This is a genomic window from Streptomyces sp. NPDC048441, assembly GCF_043200235.1.
In the GTDB taxonomy this organism is placed as follows: Bacteria; Actinomycetota; Actinomycetes; order Streptomycetales; family Streptomycetaceae; genus Streptomyces.
This window is the reverse complement of sequence record NZ_JBICXM010000018.1, coordinates 35,071-51,979: the sequence shown is the minus strand read 5'-3', so window position 1 is coordinate 51,979 and position 16,909 is coordinate 35,071. Positions and strand designations below refer to the sequence as shown.

The following is a 16,909-nucleotide window of genomic DNA, read 5'->3' as shown; positions in this document are numbered from 1 at the left end:
CGATGAACGACCTGCACTACGCCGTGGTCGTCGGCATCAACCGATACCCGGCCATCGTCGACCTGCAAGGGGCGCGGGGCGACGCGGGCCGGTTCCGCGAGTGGCTCGTCGATCCCGCGGGCGGAGCCGTGCCGGAGGCCAACGTCCGGCTCGTGACCGCCACCAAGGAGGACGAGCTCACCGCCGACGTCATGAGCGCCGTACCGACCAGGGAGAACGTCAACCACGCGCTCTACCACTCGCTGCGCGCGGTCAGGCACGCGGTCGCGGACCGGCCCGAGGGGGAACAGCTCACGGCATGGCGCCGCACCCGCCTCTATGTCTTCCTCGCGGGGCACGGGATCGCGCCGTTCGGCGGTGACGCCGCGCTGCTCATGGCCAACGCCGCGATGGACCTGCTGGGCAATCACATCGCCGTACGCCAGTACCTGAACTGGTACGAGTCGGCCTCCCCGTTCCACGAGGTGGTCTTCTTCGCCGACTGCTGCCGTACCCGCTTCGGCGGCGTGGCCGCGTTCGGGCCGCCCTTCACCGACACCACAGAGGCGCCCGAGGAAGTCGACTGTCTCGTCGGGTTCGCCACCTCGCTCGGCGACCCGGCGTACGAGGAGCAGAACCCCGACCCCGACCTGGCACGCGGGCACTTCACCACCGCGGTCCTCGAAGGTCTTCGAGGGGCGGGCGCGACACCCGAGGGCACGGTCACATCCGACAGCCTCGCCGACTACGTCGTACGGCACGTCGTGGACCGTACGCAGGGACTGATCCCCCAGGAGGCGAGGTTCATCAGGGGCACCAGCGCGCCCATGGTCTTCGCGCGGGGTCTGGAGACAGGCATGTTCCCCGTGACGCTGCGGTTCCCCGACGGGTTCCGCGGCTGGGTGCAGCTGCGGGGCGGCAATCCCGGCGGGGTGCCGCTCAGGCTGCACATCGACGCGGGGGAGAGCGTCGAGAAGCTCAAGCCCGGGTTGTACCGCGCCACTCCGGAGAGTGTGAACGCGGCGGATTTCAGGGACGGCGGATTCTTCGAGGTAGTGACGGGCGGTGGGAATGGTGTCCAGCTTTGAAGAGGGGCGACGCTCACGAGGAGAGGGGCGACGCTCACGAGAGGACGCGGCGGAGCGGGTGCCGTTCGTCGTCATACCGGACACCCATTCGGTCCTTGTCACCGTCACGGACTCCGCGTTCCGCGAGGTGGCCCACGCGATGGGCACCATCGACACCACGCTGCCGCCCGGCATCTACCGCATAGAGCAGCGGTTCGGCGGTGAGGTGGAGAGCCGGCTGGTCGAGGTCGGCACCGAGGCGTTCACGGAACGGCTCGCACTGCCCCGTATGCCCACGCCCACCCCCGTCGAAGGCACGCCCACGACCCGCGAAGACCATCGCGAGGCCGCCACGCGCTGGAGCACCCGGTCGACGCACGGCGAAGGCCCGCCGACCCTGATGGTCCTGATCCGCAATCTGCGCCGGGGCTGGCAGCTCGACCCGTTCGCCCTGGAGATCGCCGACGGGACCGGTGCGGCCGTGGACGGCGGCGCTGGCGGCTGGGAGCCGGCCGGTGGCCAGGAGTGGTCCGCCTGGAGCTGCCAACTGCCGCCCGGCGGCTACCGGTTGAGGCTGCGCAGGCAGCCCGCCGACGGATTGCCGCTCGCGCAGGCACTGCACGTCCTCGACGGGTGGACCACCCTGGTGTTCGTGAGCAACGGACCGCAGGGCCCGCAGCCGCAGTTCGCCTCGATCCAGATGGTCCGCCAGGGCGTCGGCTGGCAGCCGACGGACCGCACGCACGACCTCGCCATGGAAGCCGCGCTCTCGGGTCTTCGGCAGGGGATCGACCTCGTCTCGACGCGGCAGCTGCTGCGGCTTTTCGACTCCAGGAGCGTCTCCGGGAGCGTCAATCCCTTCGTCGGCACCATCGGCGTCCACGCCCTGCTGCTGCACCCGGCCCCGGATCTGGAGCGGATCGGCAGCATCCTGGAGCATCTCGTCCCCTACGCGCCCTTCCATCCGGACATCGCCGCGCTGTGCACCCTGCTCGACGAGCCGGTGCCGCCCGTCACGTCGCCGCCCATGCTCGCCGCCTCCTGCCGCCTCCTGGTCAGGGCGGACGCGGCCGACCACGGGATCCTCCAGGACGGTTCGGTGGCGGAGAGCGCGGCGGCGCACCTCGTCGGGCGCGGCGTCTGGACCACCTGGCTCGAGCAGGAGAGGCGGCAGGGCGCGGCCCGCGGCGGCCCCGTCCCGCGGGCCGCGGGGGAGGCGGGGGACGCGGGCGGTACGAGGCGATCATCCCGGGCGGCGGCAGCCGATCCGGCCGACCGGGTCAAGCGCTATGTGAGGGAGATCGCGAGCGTCGAGGACAAGAGCGTCGACGACGTACTGAGCAGCATGGAACCGAAGGACCTGTGCCGCAGGACCGGTCTGCCGCACAAGGCGGTGGACCAGGCCATCGAGGAACTCAGGAGCCCACAGGGGGAGTGAGGCGGCGCCCGCAGGGGGCGTGCGGCAGCGGCGGCCGGGAGGTGTTCCCTCCCGGCCGCCGCTGTTTCCCCGTCCTCATGGCGTTCCGCCGCGCTCGACACCCCCGTGCCCGAGCGTGGCGGAACGTCACGGGGCCTGCCGGCCGCGTCCCCCAACACGGCCGGCAGGGGCGGATGGGACGACGACCTGCGGCCCGTGCACCCCCGAGCGCGCGCGGACAGGCAGGCCGGCGCGCGTCAGCGCGTGCCGCACCATCGTGCAGAACTGCTCCGAGGGTTCGATGCCGAGCTCCGTGCGGAGCAGGCCGCGGAACGCCTTGAAATGGCGTACCGCCTCCGCGAGATTGTTCTCGGCGAGGTGCACCGTCACGACGGCCCGGTGCGCGCTCTCGCGCAGCGGGTCGACGCGGGTGCTCTCCAGCGCGGCATCGAGCGCGGGAGCATACTGCTCCCGCACGACGAGCCCCGCCGACAGCGCTTCGAGCGCGTGCAGCCGCAGCTGGTGCAGCCGCTCACGCTCGAACACCACCCAGTCCTGGTACCAGCCGGGCAGTAGCTCACCCATCCCCATGAGTGAGGCGCACGCGGCCCCGGTCCCCTCTGCCGAGGTCGCGAGTATGTGGTGTGCGGTGACGGTGAAGTCCTGGATGTCCAGCCGGACGTACCCGCTTAAGCCGAGCGCCCCGGTCCGGGTGTCGCAGATGGCCGAACCCGCGCCGTTCAGGCGCCAGATGGCGGTACGGAGGCAGGCCCGCGCCCGCTCCTCCGTGACGTCCGGCCACAGCGTCCCGGCGAGCATCGAGCGGGTGGCGGGGCCGCGGAGGCCGAGCAGGGCGAGCAACTGCTGCCCACTGGCGGACACGTCGACATGACTGCCGCCGTCGCCCTCGCCGCGGCTGAGGTGGAACCCCCCGAGCAACCGCAGACGCAGGGCCGGTGGCGCGTCGTCGCATACCGCCGGACATTCCGTGACAGCCATCTGTGCACCCCCAGTTGTGCGGCCCGTCCCCTGACCTGGCAAGAACTTACGCCGGGCACCGGCTGGGGTGCCTCAGGGAACCGCCCAGGGATAACCCCGGTGTGCGGGGGTCCGGCCAGGGGTGGCTACGACGACCTTCGTCGGTCCTGCGGGGCGAAGTAGGTCACGAGCCCGATACGGGAGGTGATGCCGAGCTTCGTGTACGTGTGGCCCAAGTGGTACTCGATGGTCTTGACGCTCAGCGCGAGCGCGGTGGCGATCTGCCGGTTGGTGAAGCCCTGCGACGCGAGGCGCGCCACGGCGAGCTCCTGCGGCGTAAGTCCCTCGGCGGCGGAGTCCACATCCGCCGGATCGTGCGCGGGCCGCGGGGGTGCCGCACGCCCGCAGGCGTCCAACTCCCTTTCGCACCGCGCGAGATAGGGGGCCGCGTCCAGTTCCCTCATCGTCGTGTACGCCGATTGGAGCTGGGTCACGGCGACCGAGCGGCGGCCGATCCTGCGCAGGAACGAGCCGTGGTCGAGCTCCACGCGGGCGCGGGCGAAGGGGGAGGGGACCTGCGCCGCCTGGTTGTGGGCGCGCAGGAACGACGCCTGCGCGCGGTCCGTCTCCCGGCGCGCCGCGTGCAGATTGCCGCGCACCCGCGCCGCCGCGGAGAGCGCCGAGTGCTGCCCGCGCGCCGAGGCCCGCTCCTCGTAGGGCCGGAGCACCTCCTCCGCCTCGTCGAGTTCGCCGAGCTGGATCAGTGCGTCGACAAGGAGTTCACGCCAGGCCACCACGCCCGGTTCGTTCACCCCGTCGTGCGAGGCGAAGTCGAGCAGTGGACGCAGTGCCTCGACGACCCGCTCCGGCTCCGCGCGGGCCTCGGCGAAGTGCCCGTGCGCGGACGCCGCGTACGCGAACGCGAGCGCGCTCTCGTCGCAGCCGGGAGCGTCCAGGGCGAGCCGCAGATGCACCGAAGCGCGGTCCCAGGTGCCGCGCGCCGCGAGGATCCAGCTGGCGATGGCGTGCGTGACGGGCTTCAGCCACGACTGCTCGCTGTCGTCGGCGATCGACGCGGACGCCTCGGCGTGGATCAGGGCCTCGTCCCAGTCCCCGAGCCGGTGCAGGGTCTGGGCGAGCGCGGAGGCCGAGAGAAGCCGCAACGGCACAGTGCCCCTACGGCAGTTGGCCACAGCGCCCAGCAAGTCGGCACGTGCGCCCGGCAGATCGTCCGACCAAAGCCGCAACTGCCCGCGTGCAAGCAGCAGATCGATGCTCGCAGGCGGTACGAGGAGAGGGTCGGGGAGATCTCCGGCGAGCTCGATGCCTTTCTTGGCGAAGCCGCTGAGGCCAAGCGCGAGGAGATGGTTGAAGCGCAGCATCCGGCTCGGCCCCTGGAGGGTGGAGAGCCGCTGCGCACGCTCCGCCCACCGGGCGGCGTCGGCGGACCGCCCGCGCATCACGGCGGCGTAGCTCAACTGCTCGGCCGCCCGCGCGGCCAGCGAGGGATCGCTCTCGTGATCGCACTGGTCCCAGGCGTCGACGAGCAGCGTCTGTGCCTGCTCCATCCGCCCCTGCACCCGCGCCACATATCCGCGTACGTAGCCGCGCAACGCCGGATCGGAGCTCTCCGGCAACCCGGCCGCGAGCTCGGCCGACTCGTGCACACGGCCGTCGAGCAGCAGCGCCTCGACCGCCTCGACGGCGAGCCTGTCGCGCTCCAGGTCGGTCGTCGCCACCCGCGACGCATGACGCAGATGCGTACCGGCGACCGCCCACTGCCCGGTGGCCGCCTCACGCCTGGCACATGCCGCCAGGGCGGCGGCGAGGTGTTCGTCGGGGCCCGTGGCGGCGAGCACCCGGTGTCGCAGGCTCGCGTAGTCGTCCTCGACCAGCGCGGCGGCCCGCGTGTGCAGGGCGGCCCGGTGCGCGGGTCCGATGTCCTGGTAGACCGCGGCATGGACCAGCGGATGGGGGAACGCGATCTCGGGCGCGGCGCCGGGGTGTGTCTCCCTCAACAGGCCTGCCTTGACGGCCCGTTCGAGGGCGGGCAGTGGCGCGGGAACACGCGCGAGCGAGGCGGCCACACTCAGGGGGCAGGAGAGTCCGAGCACACTGACCGCCTGGACGAGCCGCAGCGCCTGGGACCCGCACTCCGCGAGGTTGGCGAGCACCAGCATGGCGTACGAACGGGGCGCGGGCAGCGGCGTGGCGACGTCCCGCAGGACGTGCGCGGGCACCTGGTCGAGGAGGGCGCGGGCGTGCAGTGGATTGCCGTGCGTATGGTCGTGAAGGCGTACGGACGCGGAGCGGGGGAGCAGGTCGGCCCCCAACTGGGCGCTGAGGGACCGTAGTTCATCAGGATTCAGCCCGTAGAGCGGGATCCGTCGGGTGCGGACGTCGGTGAGCAGCCTGCGGATGCCTTCCGGCAGTTGGGGCGCCTGCGGGTCGCGTGCCGTCACGATCGCCAGGACCTTGTCGACGCGCAGCCGCCGCAGCGCGAACGTCAGGGCGTTCAGGGAGGCGGAGTCCGCCCAGTGGGCGTCGTCGAGCACGAGGATCACAGGCCCCTTGTCCTGCAACTCGCTCAGCAGGTCGAGCAGCCCGAAGCCGGCCGCGAGCGGCGGCAGGGTGCCGGGCGCCGAGCGGGGGACGCGGACCAGCGAACCCAGGCAGTCGGGCAGCGGGATCGGGCTCTGCCCCACGAACTGGGCCAGCACCCCGCAGGGCAGCGCGCTCTCGTTCTCCTCGCCGCTCGCCTGTAGCACGCAGGCCTCGTCGCCCGACGTGTCCAGGAACCTGCGCACCAGCGCGGTCTTGCCGATGCCGCCGGGCCCGTCGATCAGGACGAGGCGCGGAACACCGTCACATGCCTGCCCGAACTCCTCCTGGAGCGCGGCGAGTTCGCGCGTGCGCCCGGAGAACGCCTCAGGGGGCGCCGGGGTGTGGATATGGCCGTTCACCGTGCCGCCGGACGTCATCACCGCCCCCATATGTCGGCACCCGGCACGGGCGCCAGGACTGTGACGGCTGCCCGTGCCGGGCACATGGCCCGGAACGTCCACGATGATGCCGAAACCGCTCTCGATACAAGCAGATTCCCGACACCTGAAGAGCCATTTCCCACGCGGTCGGATCAGGCGTCACAGGAGTCGCCGTCCGCCGCATGGGAGGAGCCCGTCGCCGGGTCCTCCTGGGGCGGCTCGAGGAGCGAGAGCAGTTCGAGCCAGCCGTGAAACGGTGTACAGGGACCCGGGTCCTCGTTCCCACCACCCTCGTCCACGACGTTCCCGTGCACGCCGTCAGGCGAGCGGTACACCTCGATGACGTAGCGCACAACGCCCTCCCGCGGGCCGGTAGTGGCCCGGAACCGTGATCCATCGCGACAGCGCCAACGTACGAACTCCTGTACGGCCCCCGCTTCGGGGACTTACCTGGGGATGTCCCCAGTCCTCGACCCTGGGGGTGCCCGCCCCATGGCCGGATGTGACAGACAACCGTCATTGCGGTCATCGACTGCTGCCGTGACGATGGACCCATGCCCACTCCCCACCGTGTCGTCATCGCGGTCTTCCCGGATGTCGACCTGCTCGACGTCACAGGACCGGCCGAGGTCTTCGCCCTGGCCAACCGGGAGACCGGCGGCCGTGCGGGCTACGAGGTCCGCCTCGCGGGACCCGACGCGGGGCCGGTCGTCACGTCGGCCGGGGTGCGCCTGGTGGCGGACCTGACCTTCGTCGACGTGGGCGCCGCGGTGGACACACTCCTGGTGCCCGGCGCGGTGGACATGCGGCCGGAAGGTCCGGTGGCCCGGGTCGACGAGGCCGTGGTCGAGTGGGTGAAGGCCACCGCGCCGCACGCGCGGCGGATCGCCTCGGTGTGCGTGGGCGCGCACCTGCTCGCGGCGGCCGGACTCCTCGACGGGCGGCGGGCGACCACACACTGGTCGACCGCGGCGCAGCTCGCGGCCGAGCACCCACGGGTGAGGGTCGACGCCGACCCGATCTTCGTGCGCTCGGGCCGGGTGTGGACCGGCGCGGGCATCAGCACCTGCATGGACCTGGCGCTCGCCCTGGTGGCGGAGGATCACGGCGAGGATCTCGCGCTCGCCGTGGCCAGGCAGTTGGTGATGTACCTCAGGCGGCAGGGCGGCCAGAGCCAGTTCAGCGTGCCGCTGAGCCGGCCCGCCGCGGCCCGCAGGGACATGGATGAGCTGCGGGTGTTCATCACCGAGCACCTCGACGGCGATCTGTCGGCGTCCGCGCTTGCCGGGCACGTGTGCCTGAGCGAGCGCCACTTCGCCCGGGTCTTCCGCCAGGAGACCGGCACGAGCCCGGCCGTCTATGTGGAGGCTGCCAGGGTCGAGGCGGCCCGCCGCCTCCTGGAGACCACGGACGCGACGCTGGAGCAGATCGCGGAGACCACCGGGATGGGCTCGGTGGAGACGCTGCACCGGGCCTTCCGTAAGCAGATCAACACCACGCCGGCGTCTTATCGCCGACGCTTCCGCACTACTTCTTGATACGGGAAAGGCACCTTTTACCCATGAATGCTGCTAAGACCTTGCGCGACGTCATAGGCCTCGACAACACGCTGCCCCGCCTCGCTGACGCCACCCTGATCATGATCGATTTCCAGAACACCTACCGCTCCGGCGTCATGACCCTCGACGGCGCCGAGCCCGCCCTGGCCGCGGGGACCCGCCTGCTCGCCGCCGCCCGCGCGGCGGGCACACCGGTCATCCACATCATCAACGACGGGGGCGAGGGCACCCCCTACGACATCCGCGCCGAGATCGGCGCCATCAGCCCCGAAGTGGCGCCTGCCGAAGGCGAGCCGGTGGTGGTCAAGCAGTTCCCCGACTCTTTCCACGGGACCGACCTGGAGAAGACGCTGCGCGACCTGGACGCCGGACCCGACCTGGTGCTCGCCGGGTTCATGACCCACATGTGCGTCACCTTCACCGCCCAGGGCGCCTTCAACCTGGGCTATCGGCCCACGGTCGTCGCCGAAGCCACCGCCACCCGCTCGCTGCCCGCGCCGGACGGTGGCACCGTGCCTGCCGCGACGCTCCAGACGGGAAGTCTGACCACCATCGCGGACCTCTTCGGCACGGTGGCACCGACGGTCGGGCACCTCACCGGCTGACCGGTCTCAGTCGGTGCCGGACTCCATCGCGGCACGGTCCAGCATCGACTCCTCGGCCGTGGCCTCGCCACGCGATGCGATCGCCTCGGCGCCGCCCTGGTCCATGGCGCCGATCAGGCCGGTCGATGCCGCCTGCGCGGCACCGATCGGCGTCGCGTGGCCCCCGCCGGCACCACCGCCGACCAGGCCCATGCCCGCGTACTGCTCGAGCCGCGCGCGGGAGTCGGCGATGTCCAGGTTCCGCATGGTGAGCTGGCCGATCCGGTCCACCGGGCCGAACGCCGAGTCCTCGGTCCGCTCCATGGAGAGCTTGTCCGGGTGGTAGCTGAACGCGGGGCCCTGGGTGTCGAGGACCGAGTAGTCCTCGCCGCGCCGCAGCCGCAGAGTCACCTCGCCGGTGATCGCCGCGCCGACCCAGCGCTGCAGCGACTCGCGCACCATCAGTGCCTGCGGGTCAAGCCAGCGGCCTTCGTACATGAGGCGGCCCAGGCGCCGGCCCTCGTTGTGGTACGCGGCCACGGTGTCCTCGTTGTGGATCGCGTTGACGAGACGCTCGTAGACGATGTGGAGGAGGGCCATGCCGGGCGCTTCGTAGATGCCGCGGCTCTTGGCCTCGATGATCCGGTTCTCGATCTGGTCGGACATGCCGAGGCCGTGCCGACCGCCGATCGCGTTGGCCTCCATCACCAGGTCGACGGCGGAGGCGAACTCCTTGCCGTTGATGGTGACCGGGCGGCCCTGCTCGAAGCCGATCGTCACGTCCTCGGTGTCGATCTCCACCGCGGGGTCCCAGAACTTCACACCCATGATCGGGTCGACCGTCTCCAGGCCGGTGTCGAGGTGCTCAAGGGTCTTGGCCTCGTGGGTGGCGCCCCAGATGTTGGCGTCGGTGGAGTACGCCTTCTCCGTCGAGTCCCGATAGGGCAGCCCGTGCGCGACGAGCCACTCCGACATCTCCTTGCGGCCGCCGAGCTCGGTGACGAAGTCCGCGTCGAGCCAGGGCTTGTAGATCCGCAGGTGCGGGTTGGCGAGCAGCCCGTACCGGTAGAACCGCTCGATGTCGTTGCCCTTGAACGTGGAGCCGTCGCCCCAGATCTGCACACCGTCCTCGCGCATGGCCCGCACCAGGAGCGTGCCGGTCACGGCACGGCCCAGGGGCGTGGTGTTGAAGTACGTGCGCCCGCCCGACTTGATGTGGAACGCGCCGCAGGCCAGCGCCGCGAGCCCTTCCTCGACCAGCGCGGCACGGCAGTCGACGAGCCGGGTGATCTCGGCGCCGTACGCGGAGGCACGGCCGGGCACGGAGGCGATGTCGGGCTCGTCGTACTGGCCGATGTCGGCGGTGTACGTGCACGGGACGGCGCCCTTGTCGCGCATCCAGGCGACGGCGACAGAGGTGTCGAGACCGCCGGAGAAGGCAATGCCGACGCGCTCGCCGGAGGGGAGTGAGGTGAGGACCTTGGACATAGCAATAGTATGCATCACGACGCATGGTCATGCAATGCCGCAGGGGGAGCGCCTCGTAGGGAGCGCCCCGTAGGGGGCGCGCGGGCCAGTAGCCGCACACGAGCATGGGTGCCCCGCAGGGGCGCGGGGAACTGCGCGCTCAGCCCCCACAGGCGCGCGGGCTGAGCGCGGTGACGGCCCACGGCCCAGAAGAGGCGCGTGGGCACCCTGCAAGGGGCGCGGGGAGCCGCGCGGCCCGCCCCAACGGCCCGCAGACCCCTCACCGCACCGTCCCCGGTGAAACGCTAGGCGCCCCGAGCCGCGGCAAGCAGCCCAGCCCAGTCCGGAATCTTCACTACCCCCCGGCCGAGCGCCGCGCCCAGCTCCGCCTCCGCACGCTCGATCGACAGCCAGCCCTGCCACTCCACAGGGCGCAGCCCAGCGTCGCGCAGCGCGGAAAGCGGGTCATCGGGCACATCCCTCTGTACGAGGGCGGGGGCGTCGTCCAGCAAGGACTGCACCGTCTCCTTGGCGCAAGGACGGTTGGTTCCGATGACGCCGGTCGGGCCCCGCTTGATCCACCCCGCCACGTACTCGCCGGGCGACGCGGCCCCCGCCCGCAGCACCCGCCCCGTCAGATGCGGCACCGTGCCGAGCCCGGCGTCGAACGGCAGCCCGTCGATCGGCACTCCCCGGTAGCCCACCGAGCGCAGGACCAGCTGCGCCGGGATGTCCTCGTACTGTCCGGAGCCCGTCACCCCGCCCCGCCCGTCCGGCAGCGTCCGCTCGAACCGCACCCCTCCGACGCGCCCCACCGCATCCGACACGGCCACGGGGCGGAGGAAGAAACGGAGCCGGATGCGGCGCGGCAGGTGCTGCGCGGGACGCTCGGCCCAGCCGCGCATGACCTCGACATTGCGGCGGCCCGCCGCGGGCAGCCCTGAGGGGTCGGCGTACGCGGGATCGAGCGCCAACTCAGCGGGATCCACGATGACTTCGGTGTCCGGCAGCGAGCCGAGCTCACGCAGCTCCTTGGTGGTGAAGCGCGCCTGCGAAGGTCCGCGCCGCCCCACCATGTGGACTTCGCGGACCCGGCTCTCGGCCAGTACCCCGAGCGCCGCCTGCGGCATGTCGGTGGGCCGCAGTTCGTCCACGCCGCGGGCCAGCATCCGCGCGACGTCCACCGCGACGTTCCCGACGCCGATGACCACGGCGGACTCCACGCCGCCGACGAAGCCGCTGCCCACGAAACCGTCGGCCGCCGCGTCCGGGTGCGCGCTGTACCAGGACACGAACTCCGTGGCCGAGTGGCTGCCCGGCAGGTCCTCGCCCGGCACGCCCAGCTTGCGGTCGGCCGCCGCGCCCACGCAGTAGACCACCGCGTGGTAGAGGCCGAGAAGCCGCGCGACGGGGAAGCCGCCGGGGCCGATGTCGATACCGCCGAGGAAGCGGACACGGTCGTGCTCCAGGACCGTACGCAGATTGTTCTGGAGGGACTTGATCTTCTCGTGGTCGGGTGCGACGCCGTAACGGACGAGGCCGTAGGGGCAGGGCAGCCGGTCGATGACGTCGACGCGCACCCCCGGCACGCGGTCCTGCTGGACGAGGGACTGCGCGGTGTAGACCCCGCTCGGGCCCGATCCGACGACGGCGACCTGCAGCACGGCGGTGCTCCTTCCGCGAGGCGGCCTCGGGGGATGCATTCAGCATCGCACTCCGGTGCGTCGAGGGGGAGATGCGGTGAGGGGCGCGTTGATCCGGGGGCAGCTCCAGGGGGGGGGCGGCCCGAACCACCTCAGAGCTGCGCGTCGCGCGGCCTTGTGTGCCGTTCGTGACCTTGTGCGATCGCACGGCTACCTTTGATTGCGCTCGAGAGCCCCTTTCTCGGTGTTTCCGCGACGCGCGGGCCGTGGTGTCGGAAGGGCGGATCGCCCTGGAGGGCCTGCACACCGAGCCGCCGCACGAGCCGGGCGACGCGCCCGCCCCCCCCGTGGCCGCGCGGGCGTGAGGGGCGGCTGGCGGCGGCCCGGGAGTACCGCACGGCGCAGGTCGAGGGCCGGGATCCCGCGCTCGCCGTGATGCACGCGACCGGCCACGGCCGCCGCGGATCCCTCAAGCTCATCGCGTCGGCCCGAGACGCCGACGCACTGCCTCCACGCCACAACCACTGCCAGCCCGTGCCCGGTGCGCTGATCGCCGCACCGGCCACCCCACCCCGCTGCCGCACCTCACATCTTGCGCATCCGGCTGATCTCCGCCGTCTGCTGCGCGATCACGTCGTTCGCCATCTCCTCGGCCTGGATGTTGTTGCCGTCGGAGAGCAGGTCCGTCGCCATCGTGACCGCGCCGTTGTGGTGAGTGATCATCAGCTTCAGGAAGAGCTCGTCGAACGACTTCCCCTTCGCGGCGCGCAACTGCTTCAACTGCCCGTCCGTGGCCATACCCGGCATCGTCCCGTGGTCGTGCCCCGGCTGCTTCTTTGCTCCGCCGTGGCTCTTGAGCCAGCCCTTCATGGCGCCGATCTCCGGGCGCTGCGACGCCGCGATACGGTCGGCGAGGCGCTTGACCTTCGTGGACTCGGCGCGCTTCGGGGCGAGTTCGGTCATCTTCAGGGCCTGGCCGTGGTGCGTGATCATCATCTGGGCGTAGGTGAAGTCCGCCGAGTTGGGGGTGTCGTCGTCGGTTCTCTTCTTGGCCGCGTCCTCGGCGGACATGGTGGCGGCCGTCTCGCCGGGCTTTCCCGGTGCGATCACGGACGGGCCGGGGGCGGCCTTCTTGCCCGGCTCCGAACCGGCGTCGGAACCGCCTGAGTCGCAGGCGCCGAGCGCCAGAACGGCGGCCGTGAGGAACACGGCGACGGCGGGCGTACGACGATGGTGCACGGCTGCCTCCTGTGGCGCGCGGGGGAGTTGGGGACCGTCCTAGCACGCTTACGCGCGAGAGCGATCAATAACTTTCATTACAGGTGCGTTGCCATCTGTTGATCTGTGCATGATGAGCACGATACTGCGGGTGTCCGTGAACCGTTCGACTACGAACGGCGACTAGGGAGGACGCAGTGACCCTGTTGAACAATCCCCGAACACGGCGCAGACGCTTCGGCGTCGGCGCGGCCGCGCTCGGTCTGATCGCCGCGCTGTTCAGCGCGGCGCCCGCCGGAGCGACGCCCGACCCGGGCGACTCGCCCGCCGCGCCCAAGAGCGTGTCGAAGAGCGACGCCGCCGACGCGAGGGCGGCCGTCAAGAGCGGCGAGATACCCGCGCCTGACGAGATCGTGCACTCGGACAACATCAAACATCTCGCCAACATCCCCAAGGACGCGTTGCCGGGGTTCAACACCGACCTCGCCTTCCAGGGGAAGTACGCCTTCGCGGGCAATTACGACGGCTTCCGCATCTATGACATCAGCAACCCGAAGAAGCCGCGGACCGTCTCCCAAGTCCTGTGTCCCGGTTCGCAGAACGACGTTTCTGTCTCCGGGAATCTGCTCTTCCTCTCCACCGACTCCTCGCGCAGCGACAGCTCCTGCAACAGCACCACGCAGCCCGCGACCGAGAAGTCCTCGTGGGAGGGCATGAAGGTCTTCGACATCAGCGACAAGGCCAACCCGAAGTACGTCTCCGCCGTCGAGACCGCCTGCGGCTCGCACACGCACACCCTGGTGCCGGAGAAGAAGAACGTCTACGTGTACGTCTCCTCGTACTCTCCGAGCGCGACGTTCCCGGACTGCCAGCCTCCGCACGACGGCATCTCCATCATCAAGGTGCCCCGCAAGGCCCCGCAGAAGGCGGCCGTCATCGACTTCCCCGTGCTGTTCCCGGGGGAAGGCCCCGACGGCGGCGGCAACCCGGGCGGGCCCACCAACCCGGGTGTCTCCAAGACCACCGGCTGCCACGACATCACCGTGCTGCCCTCCAAGGACCTCGCGGCGGGCGCCTGCATGGGCGACGGGATTCTCTTCTCCATCGAGAACCCCGAGAAGCCCAAGGTCATCGACCAGGTCCAGGACAACAAGAACTTCGCGTTCTGGCACTCGGCGACCTTCAACCAGAAGGCCGACAAGGTCGTCTTCACCGATGAGCTCGGCGGCGGTGGCGCCGCCACCTGTGACGAGGCGACAGGACCGGAGCGCGGCGCCAACGGCATCTACGACGTCACCGGCAAGGGCGATGACCGCAAGCTCGTCTTCAAGAGCTACTACAAGATCCCGCGCCACCAGGCCGCGACCGAGAACTGCGTTGCCCACAACGGCTCGCTGATCCCGGTCAAGGGCAAGGACCTGATGGTCCAGGCGTGGTACCAAGGCGGCGTCTCCGTCTGGGACTTCACGAACTCCTCGAAGCCGAAGGAGATCGGCTACTTCGAGCGTGGCCCTCTCTCCACCGACGCGATCCAGACGGGCGGTTCCTGGTCGGCGTACTACTACAACGGCTATGTCTTCTCGAACGACATCGCCAAGGGCTTCGACGTCCTGAAGATCGACGACAAGCGGACTGATCCCGCCGAGCGGGTCCGCGTCCGTGAGCTCAACGTCCAGAGTCAGCCGGACTACTTCGACTGACCGGATCCACTCGTGCATGTGTCCCGCCGGGCGGCTCGTCGCCCGGCGGGACCCCGAGCTCCCACGCGAGCCCGTACCGCTGGAAAAGCTCCGCCCGCAGTCTGCCCGCCGGCATCGGCGCCCCCGGCAGCAGCACCGCGAAGACCGCGCCCATCAACAGGGCGCGCAGCAGCGGATAGTCGGTGTCCACATCGAGCTTCCCATGGCGTACGACGGTCTCGCGGAGCAGCTCAGCGAGACGCTGCTGCTCCGGGCATTGCACGAACCCGTCCGCCTGGAGGATCCCCGCCATGTGGGTGCGCATGAGGACGGGCTGATCCCTGGCCAGGCCCAGGATCGCGTCGATGGCACGGGCGAGGCGCTCCTGCCCGTCATCGGAGCACGGCTCCCGCTCGAGAGCGGCCTCCAGCGTGCGGTGCATCAGGCGGTGCACCGCCGACTGCAATAGCTGCCGCTTGCCGGGGAAGTAATAGGAGACCAGGCCGCGCGCGGAGCCCGCCCGTCCTGCGATGTCGGCGAGGGTCGTCGTTTCGTAACCGTGCTCGCCCACCAGCTCGACCGTGGCCTGTAGGAGCCGCTCGCGAGAACGCCTTCGCAACTCTTCATTGACCGACGGACTACGCGGGGACATCCCGTAACTCCTGCGTTGACTGGCTTTGAGCCAGTATACTCGGGGCGTCTCGGACCAAGGTCCTCCAGTGGGCCTTGCACGGTCCGGCGCAGCCTGGGGCAGGCAGCACCGCGGGGGAGTGTTGCCTGCCCACGGTGCCGATCGGCCGAACCCTCCTTACAGTGGGCCGCAGGGGGCCGAGGAGGCGTACTGAGATGGATCAAGAGCAGATTCTGTCCCGGATCGCGTCGATGGTCGACGACGAGCGGACCCTGCGGGATTCCCTGGCCACGGGAGCGATCGACGAGACCACGGAGCGCGCGAGGCTCGGTGTGATCGAAAGCGAACTCGACCGGTGCTGGGACCTGCTGCGCCAGCGGCGCGCGAAGTCCGAGTTCGGTGAGAACCCGGACGACGCGCGGGCGAGGCCGACCGCCGAGGTCGAGGGCTACCAGTCGTGAGCAGCGATGAGCAGCCATGAGCCCGGGAAGTGAGCCATGAGCAGCCATGAGCCCGGAGCTGAGCGGGGCAAGCCCTACCGAGGCGACCTCATCACCGTGACCTTCGACGCCCGGCGGTGTCTGCACGCCGCAGAGTGCGTACGACGGCTGCCGCAGGTCTTCGACACCGGGCGCCGCCCCTGGATCTCCCCCGACGCGGCCCCCGCGGACGAGGTCGCAGAGGTGGTGCGCCGCTGCCCGTCAGGGGCGTTGCAGTACGAGCCGGCCGACGGGACTGCGGAGCTGCCGACCGCCCCCACCACCGTGGAGCGGCGCGGCGACGGCACGCTCGTGCTGCGCGGCGATCTGCTGATCATGGCGGCGGACGGCGGGGACGTGCGGGACGTGCGGGAGACGCGCGTGATGCTGTGCGGCTGTGGCGCGAGCGGCAACCAGCCGTACTGCGATCACTCGGGTCCGTGCGGAGTGGTCGGCGAGGCCTGACCTCTCATCCCAGGTCGCCTCCGTCGACGAGGCCGAGCACGGGACGAAGGCCGTCCGGGCGCCGGTCCACCGGCAGGTGGTCCACGAAGTGCACGGCGCAGCCGAGCGTGGCCGCGCCGCCGTCCGCGTGCCGGTCGTCGCCGACCATCAGGACGTCTCCCGGATCGACGCCGATCGCCTCGCAGGCACGTGCGAACAGGCGAACGTCCGGCTTCTGGATCTCGTGCTCGTACGACAGGACGTACGCGTCGACGTACGGGTCCAGGCCGTGAGCGCGGAAGACGGGGCGCAGATCCCACCCGATGTTGCTGACCACGGCGACCCGAATGCCCCGCGCGCGGAGCCCGCTGAGGACCTCGGCCGCATCGGCGTAGGGGTGCCAGGCCTCCGGCGTCATCTGGCGGTCGTACAGGGCGTCGTGCAGGCGCGGATCGGGGAGCGTGACCTCGTGGGACAGGCCCGTGTACGCGGCCCGGTGCTGCTCGGCGCTGCTGTCGCGCCGGGCCCACAGCTCGGTGAGATGGCCGGGCACGGCGACCGGACTCGCCCCGCCCGCCAAGGCCCCCGCCTGCTCCAGTTCGGCGGCGAGGCGCTCCAACTCCGGGTCGGGAAGCGAGAGCCGAGCCTCCTGGAGCACCGCACGCAGCCATGTCCCGGTGGGCTCGATGCGGAACAGCGTCCCGGAGAAGTCGAAGAGCGCGCCCTTGATCGTCATGGGACGGATCCTCCGGGACCGGCGGACGGGCGGTCAAGCGCGGT

15 protein-coding genes and 1 pseudogene are annotated in these 16,909 nt (G+C 70.9%); 8 read left to right on the top strand and 8 right to left on the bottom strand.

Annotated features, from left to right (window positions below; all coding sequences use genetic code 11):
- Window positions 1-2: 2 nt before the first annotated feature.
- Together ACGFSB_RS33380 and ACGFSB_RS33375 are read left to right on the top strand one after the other, a co-directional pair.
- Window positions 3-1,067 carry a caspase family protein gene (locus tag ACGFSB_RS33380; RefSeq protein ID WP_393407138.1) on the top strand — a complete coding sequence of 355 codons (1,065 nt, stop codon included), beginning with the start codon at window positions 3-5 and terminating at the stop codon, window positions 1,065-1,067.
- 58 nt (window positions 1,068-1,125) lie between these two features.
- Window positions 1,126-2,484: a hypothetical protein gene (locus ACGFSB_RS33375; RefSeq protein ID WP_393407135.1), complete on the top strand. Its 1,359-nt coding sequence runs from the start codon at window positions 1,126-1,128 to the stop codon at window positions 2,482-2,484.
- A gap of 126 nt (window positions 2,485-2,610) precedes the next feature.
- Here the strand turns inward: ACGFSB_RS33375 and ACGFSB_RS33370 are convergent, their stop codons facing one another.
- From ACGFSB_RS33370 to ACGFSB_RS33360, 3 genes are all read right to left on the bottom strand, one after another.
- Window positions 2,611-3,462: a BTAD domain-containing putative transcriptional regulator gene (locus tag ACGFSB_RS33370; RefSeq protein WP_393407132.1), complete on the bottom strand. Its 852-nt coding sequence runs from the start codon at window positions 3,460-3,462 to the stop codon at window positions 2,611-2,613.
- A 125-nt stretch (window positions 3,463-3,587) separates the two neighbouring features.
- The gene (locus ACGFSB_RS33365) at window positions 3,588-6,422 is read right to left on the bottom strand and encodes an AAA family ATPase (protein WP_393407129.1); all 2,835 of its coding nucleotides are present in this window, start codon (window positions 6,420-6,422) and stop codon (window positions 3,588-3,590) included.
- A gap of 155 nt (window positions 6,423-6,577) precedes the next feature.
- Window positions 6,578-6,778, bottom strand: coding sequence for a hypothetical protein (locus ACGFSB_RS33360; protein ID WP_393407126.1), 201 nt, complete (start codon window positions 6,776-6,778; stop codon window positions 6,578-6,580).
- A gap of 201 nt (window positions 6,779-6,979) precedes the next feature.
- Between ACGFSB_RS33360 and ACGFSB_RS33355 the strand changes: the two genes are divergently transcribed.
- Window positions 6,980-7,963 (top strand): GlxA family transcriptional regulator, encoded by a 984-nt coding sequence (locus ACGFSB_RS33355; protein WP_393407123.1) that lies wholly within the window; start codon window positions 6,980-6,982, stop codon window positions 7,961-7,963.
- A gap of 23 nt (window positions 7,964-7,986) precedes the next feature.
- A complete protein-coding gene (locus ACGFSB_RS33350; RefSeq protein ID WP_393407121.1) occupies window positions 7,987-8,589 on the top strand; it encodes an isochorismatase family protein in 603 nt (200 codons plus the stop codon).
- A gap of 6 nt (window positions 8,590-8,595) precedes the next feature.
- Here the strand turns inward: ACGFSB_RS33350 and argG are convergent, their stop codons facing one another.
- The gene (argG, locus tag ACGFSB_RS33345) at window positions 8,596-10,056 is read right to left on the bottom strand and encodes an argininosuccinate synthase (protein ID WP_393407118.1); all 1,461 of its coding nucleotides are present in this window, start codon (window positions 10,054-10,056) and stop codon (window positions 8,596-8,598) included.
- A gap of 284 nt (window positions 10,057-10,340) precedes the next feature.
- Window positions 10,341-11,699 (bottom strand): FAD-dependent oxidoreductase, encoded by a 1,359-nt coding sequence (locus tag ACGFSB_RS33340; protein ID WP_393407115.1) that lies wholly within the window; start codon window positions 11,697-11,699, stop codon window positions 10,341-10,343.
- 195 nt (window positions 11,700-11,894) lie between these two features.
- Between ACGFSB_RS33340 and ACGFSB_RS33335 the strand changes: the two are divergent.
- Window positions 11,895-12,191 (top strand): annotated as a pseudogene (locus ACGFSB_RS33335) (DUF6214 family protein); the annotation flags it as partial.
- A 72-nt stretch (window positions 12,192-12,263) separates the two neighbouring features.
- Here the strand turns inward: ACGFSB_RS33335 and ACGFSB_RS33330 are convergent.
- Window positions 12,264-12,917 (bottom strand): DUF305 domain-containing protein, encoded by a 654-nt coding sequence (locus ACGFSB_RS33330; RefSeq protein ID WP_393407112.1) that lies wholly within the window; start codon window positions 12,915-12,917, stop codon window positions 12,264-12,266.
- Between the two features lie 176 nt (window positions 12,918-13,093).
- On the opposite strand from ACGFSB_RS33330, the gene ACGFSB_RS33325 reads away from it, so the two are divergent.
- Window positions 13,094-14,596: an LVIVD repeat-containing protein gene (locus tag ACGFSB_RS33325; RefSeq protein WP_393407110.1), complete on the top strand. Its 1,503-nt coding sequence runs from the start codon at window positions 13,094-13,096 to the stop codon at window positions 14,594-14,596.
- Here the strand turns inward: ACGFSB_RS33325 and ACGFSB_RS33320 are convergent.
- A complete protein-coding gene (locus tag ACGFSB_RS33320) occupies window positions 14,562-15,227 on the bottom strand; it encodes a TetR/AcrR family transcriptional regulator (RefSeq protein ID WP_393407108.1) in 666 nt (221 codons plus the stop codon). The genes ACGFSB_RS33325 and ACGFSB_RS33320 overlap by 35 nt on opposite strands.
- Before the next feature lie 194 nt (window positions 15,228-15,421).
- Between ACGFSB_RS33320 and ACGFSB_RS33315 the strand changes: the two genes are divergently transcribed.
- Together ACGFSB_RS33315 and ACGFSB_RS33310 are read left to right on the top strand one after the other, a co-directional pair.
- Window positions 15,422-15,667 (top strand): DUF2630 family protein, encoded by a 246-nt coding sequence (locus ACGFSB_RS33315; RefSeq protein ID WP_393407106.1) that lies wholly within the window; start codon window positions 15,422-15,424, stop codon window positions 15,665-15,667.
- A gap of 36 nt (window positions 15,668-15,703) precedes the next feature.
- On the top strand, window positions 15,704-16,150 hold the full coding sequence (locus ACGFSB_RS33310) for a (4Fe-4S)-binding protein (protein ID WP_393407103.1): 447 nt from the start codon (window positions 15,704-15,706) through the stop codon (window positions 16,148-16,150).
- A gap of 4 nt (window positions 16,151-16,154) precedes the next feature.
- On the opposite strand, the gene ACGFSB_RS33305 is transcribed toward ACGFSB_RS33310, so the two are convergent.
- Window positions 16,155-16,865, bottom strand: coding sequence for an HAD family hydrolase (locus ACGFSB_RS33305; RefSeq protein ID WP_393407101.1), 711 nt, complete (start codon window positions 16,863-16,865; stop codon window positions 16,155-16,157).
- Between the last annotated feature and the right edge of the window lie 44 nt (window positions 16,866-16,909).

Excerpts from the sequence above, each read along its gene's own strand:
- argG (WP_393407118.1), bottom strand. The coding sequence starts at position 10,056 with ATGTCCAAGGTCCTCACCTCACTCCCCTCCGGCGAGCGCGTCGGCATT.
- ACGFSB_RS33305 (WP_393407101.1), bottom strand. The coding sequence starts at position 16,865 with ATGACGATCAAGGGCGCGCTCTTCGACTTCTCCGGGACGCTGTTCCGC.
- ACGFSB_RS33320 (WP_393407108.1), bottom strand. The coding sequence starts at position 15,227 with ATGTCCCCGCGTAGTCCGTCGGTCAATGAAGAGTTGCGAAGGCGTTCT.
- ACGFSB_RS33350 (WP_393407121.1), top strand. The coding sequence starts at position 7,987 with ATGAATGCTGCTAAGACCTTGCGCGACGTCATAGGCCTCGACAACACG.
- ACGFSB_RS33315 (WP_393407106.1), top strand. The coding sequence starts at position 15,422 with ATGGATCAAGAGCAGATTCTGTCCCGGATCGCGTCGATGGTCGACGAC.
- ACGFSB_RS33310 (WP_393407103.1), top strand. The coding sequence starts at position 15,704 with ATGAGCAGCCATGAGCCCGGAGCTGAGCGGGGCAAGCCCTACCGAGGC.
- ACGFSB_RS33365 (WP_393407129.1), bottom strand. The coding sequence starts at position 6,422 with ATGACGTCCGGCGGCACGGTGAACGGCCATATCCACACCCCGGCGCCC.
- ACGFSB_RS33370 (WP_393407132.1), bottom strand. The coding sequence starts at position 3,462 with ATGGCTGTCACGGAATGTCCGGCGGTATGCGACGACGCGCCACCGGCC.
- ACGFSB_RS33380 (WP_393407138.1), top strand. The coding sequence starts at position 3 with ATGAACGACCTGCACTACGCCGTGGTCGTCGGCATCAACCGATACCCG.
- ACGFSB_RS33355 (WP_393407123.1), top strand. The coding sequence starts at position 6,980 with ATGCCCACTCCCCACCGTGTCGTCATCGCGGTCTTCCCGGATGTCGAC.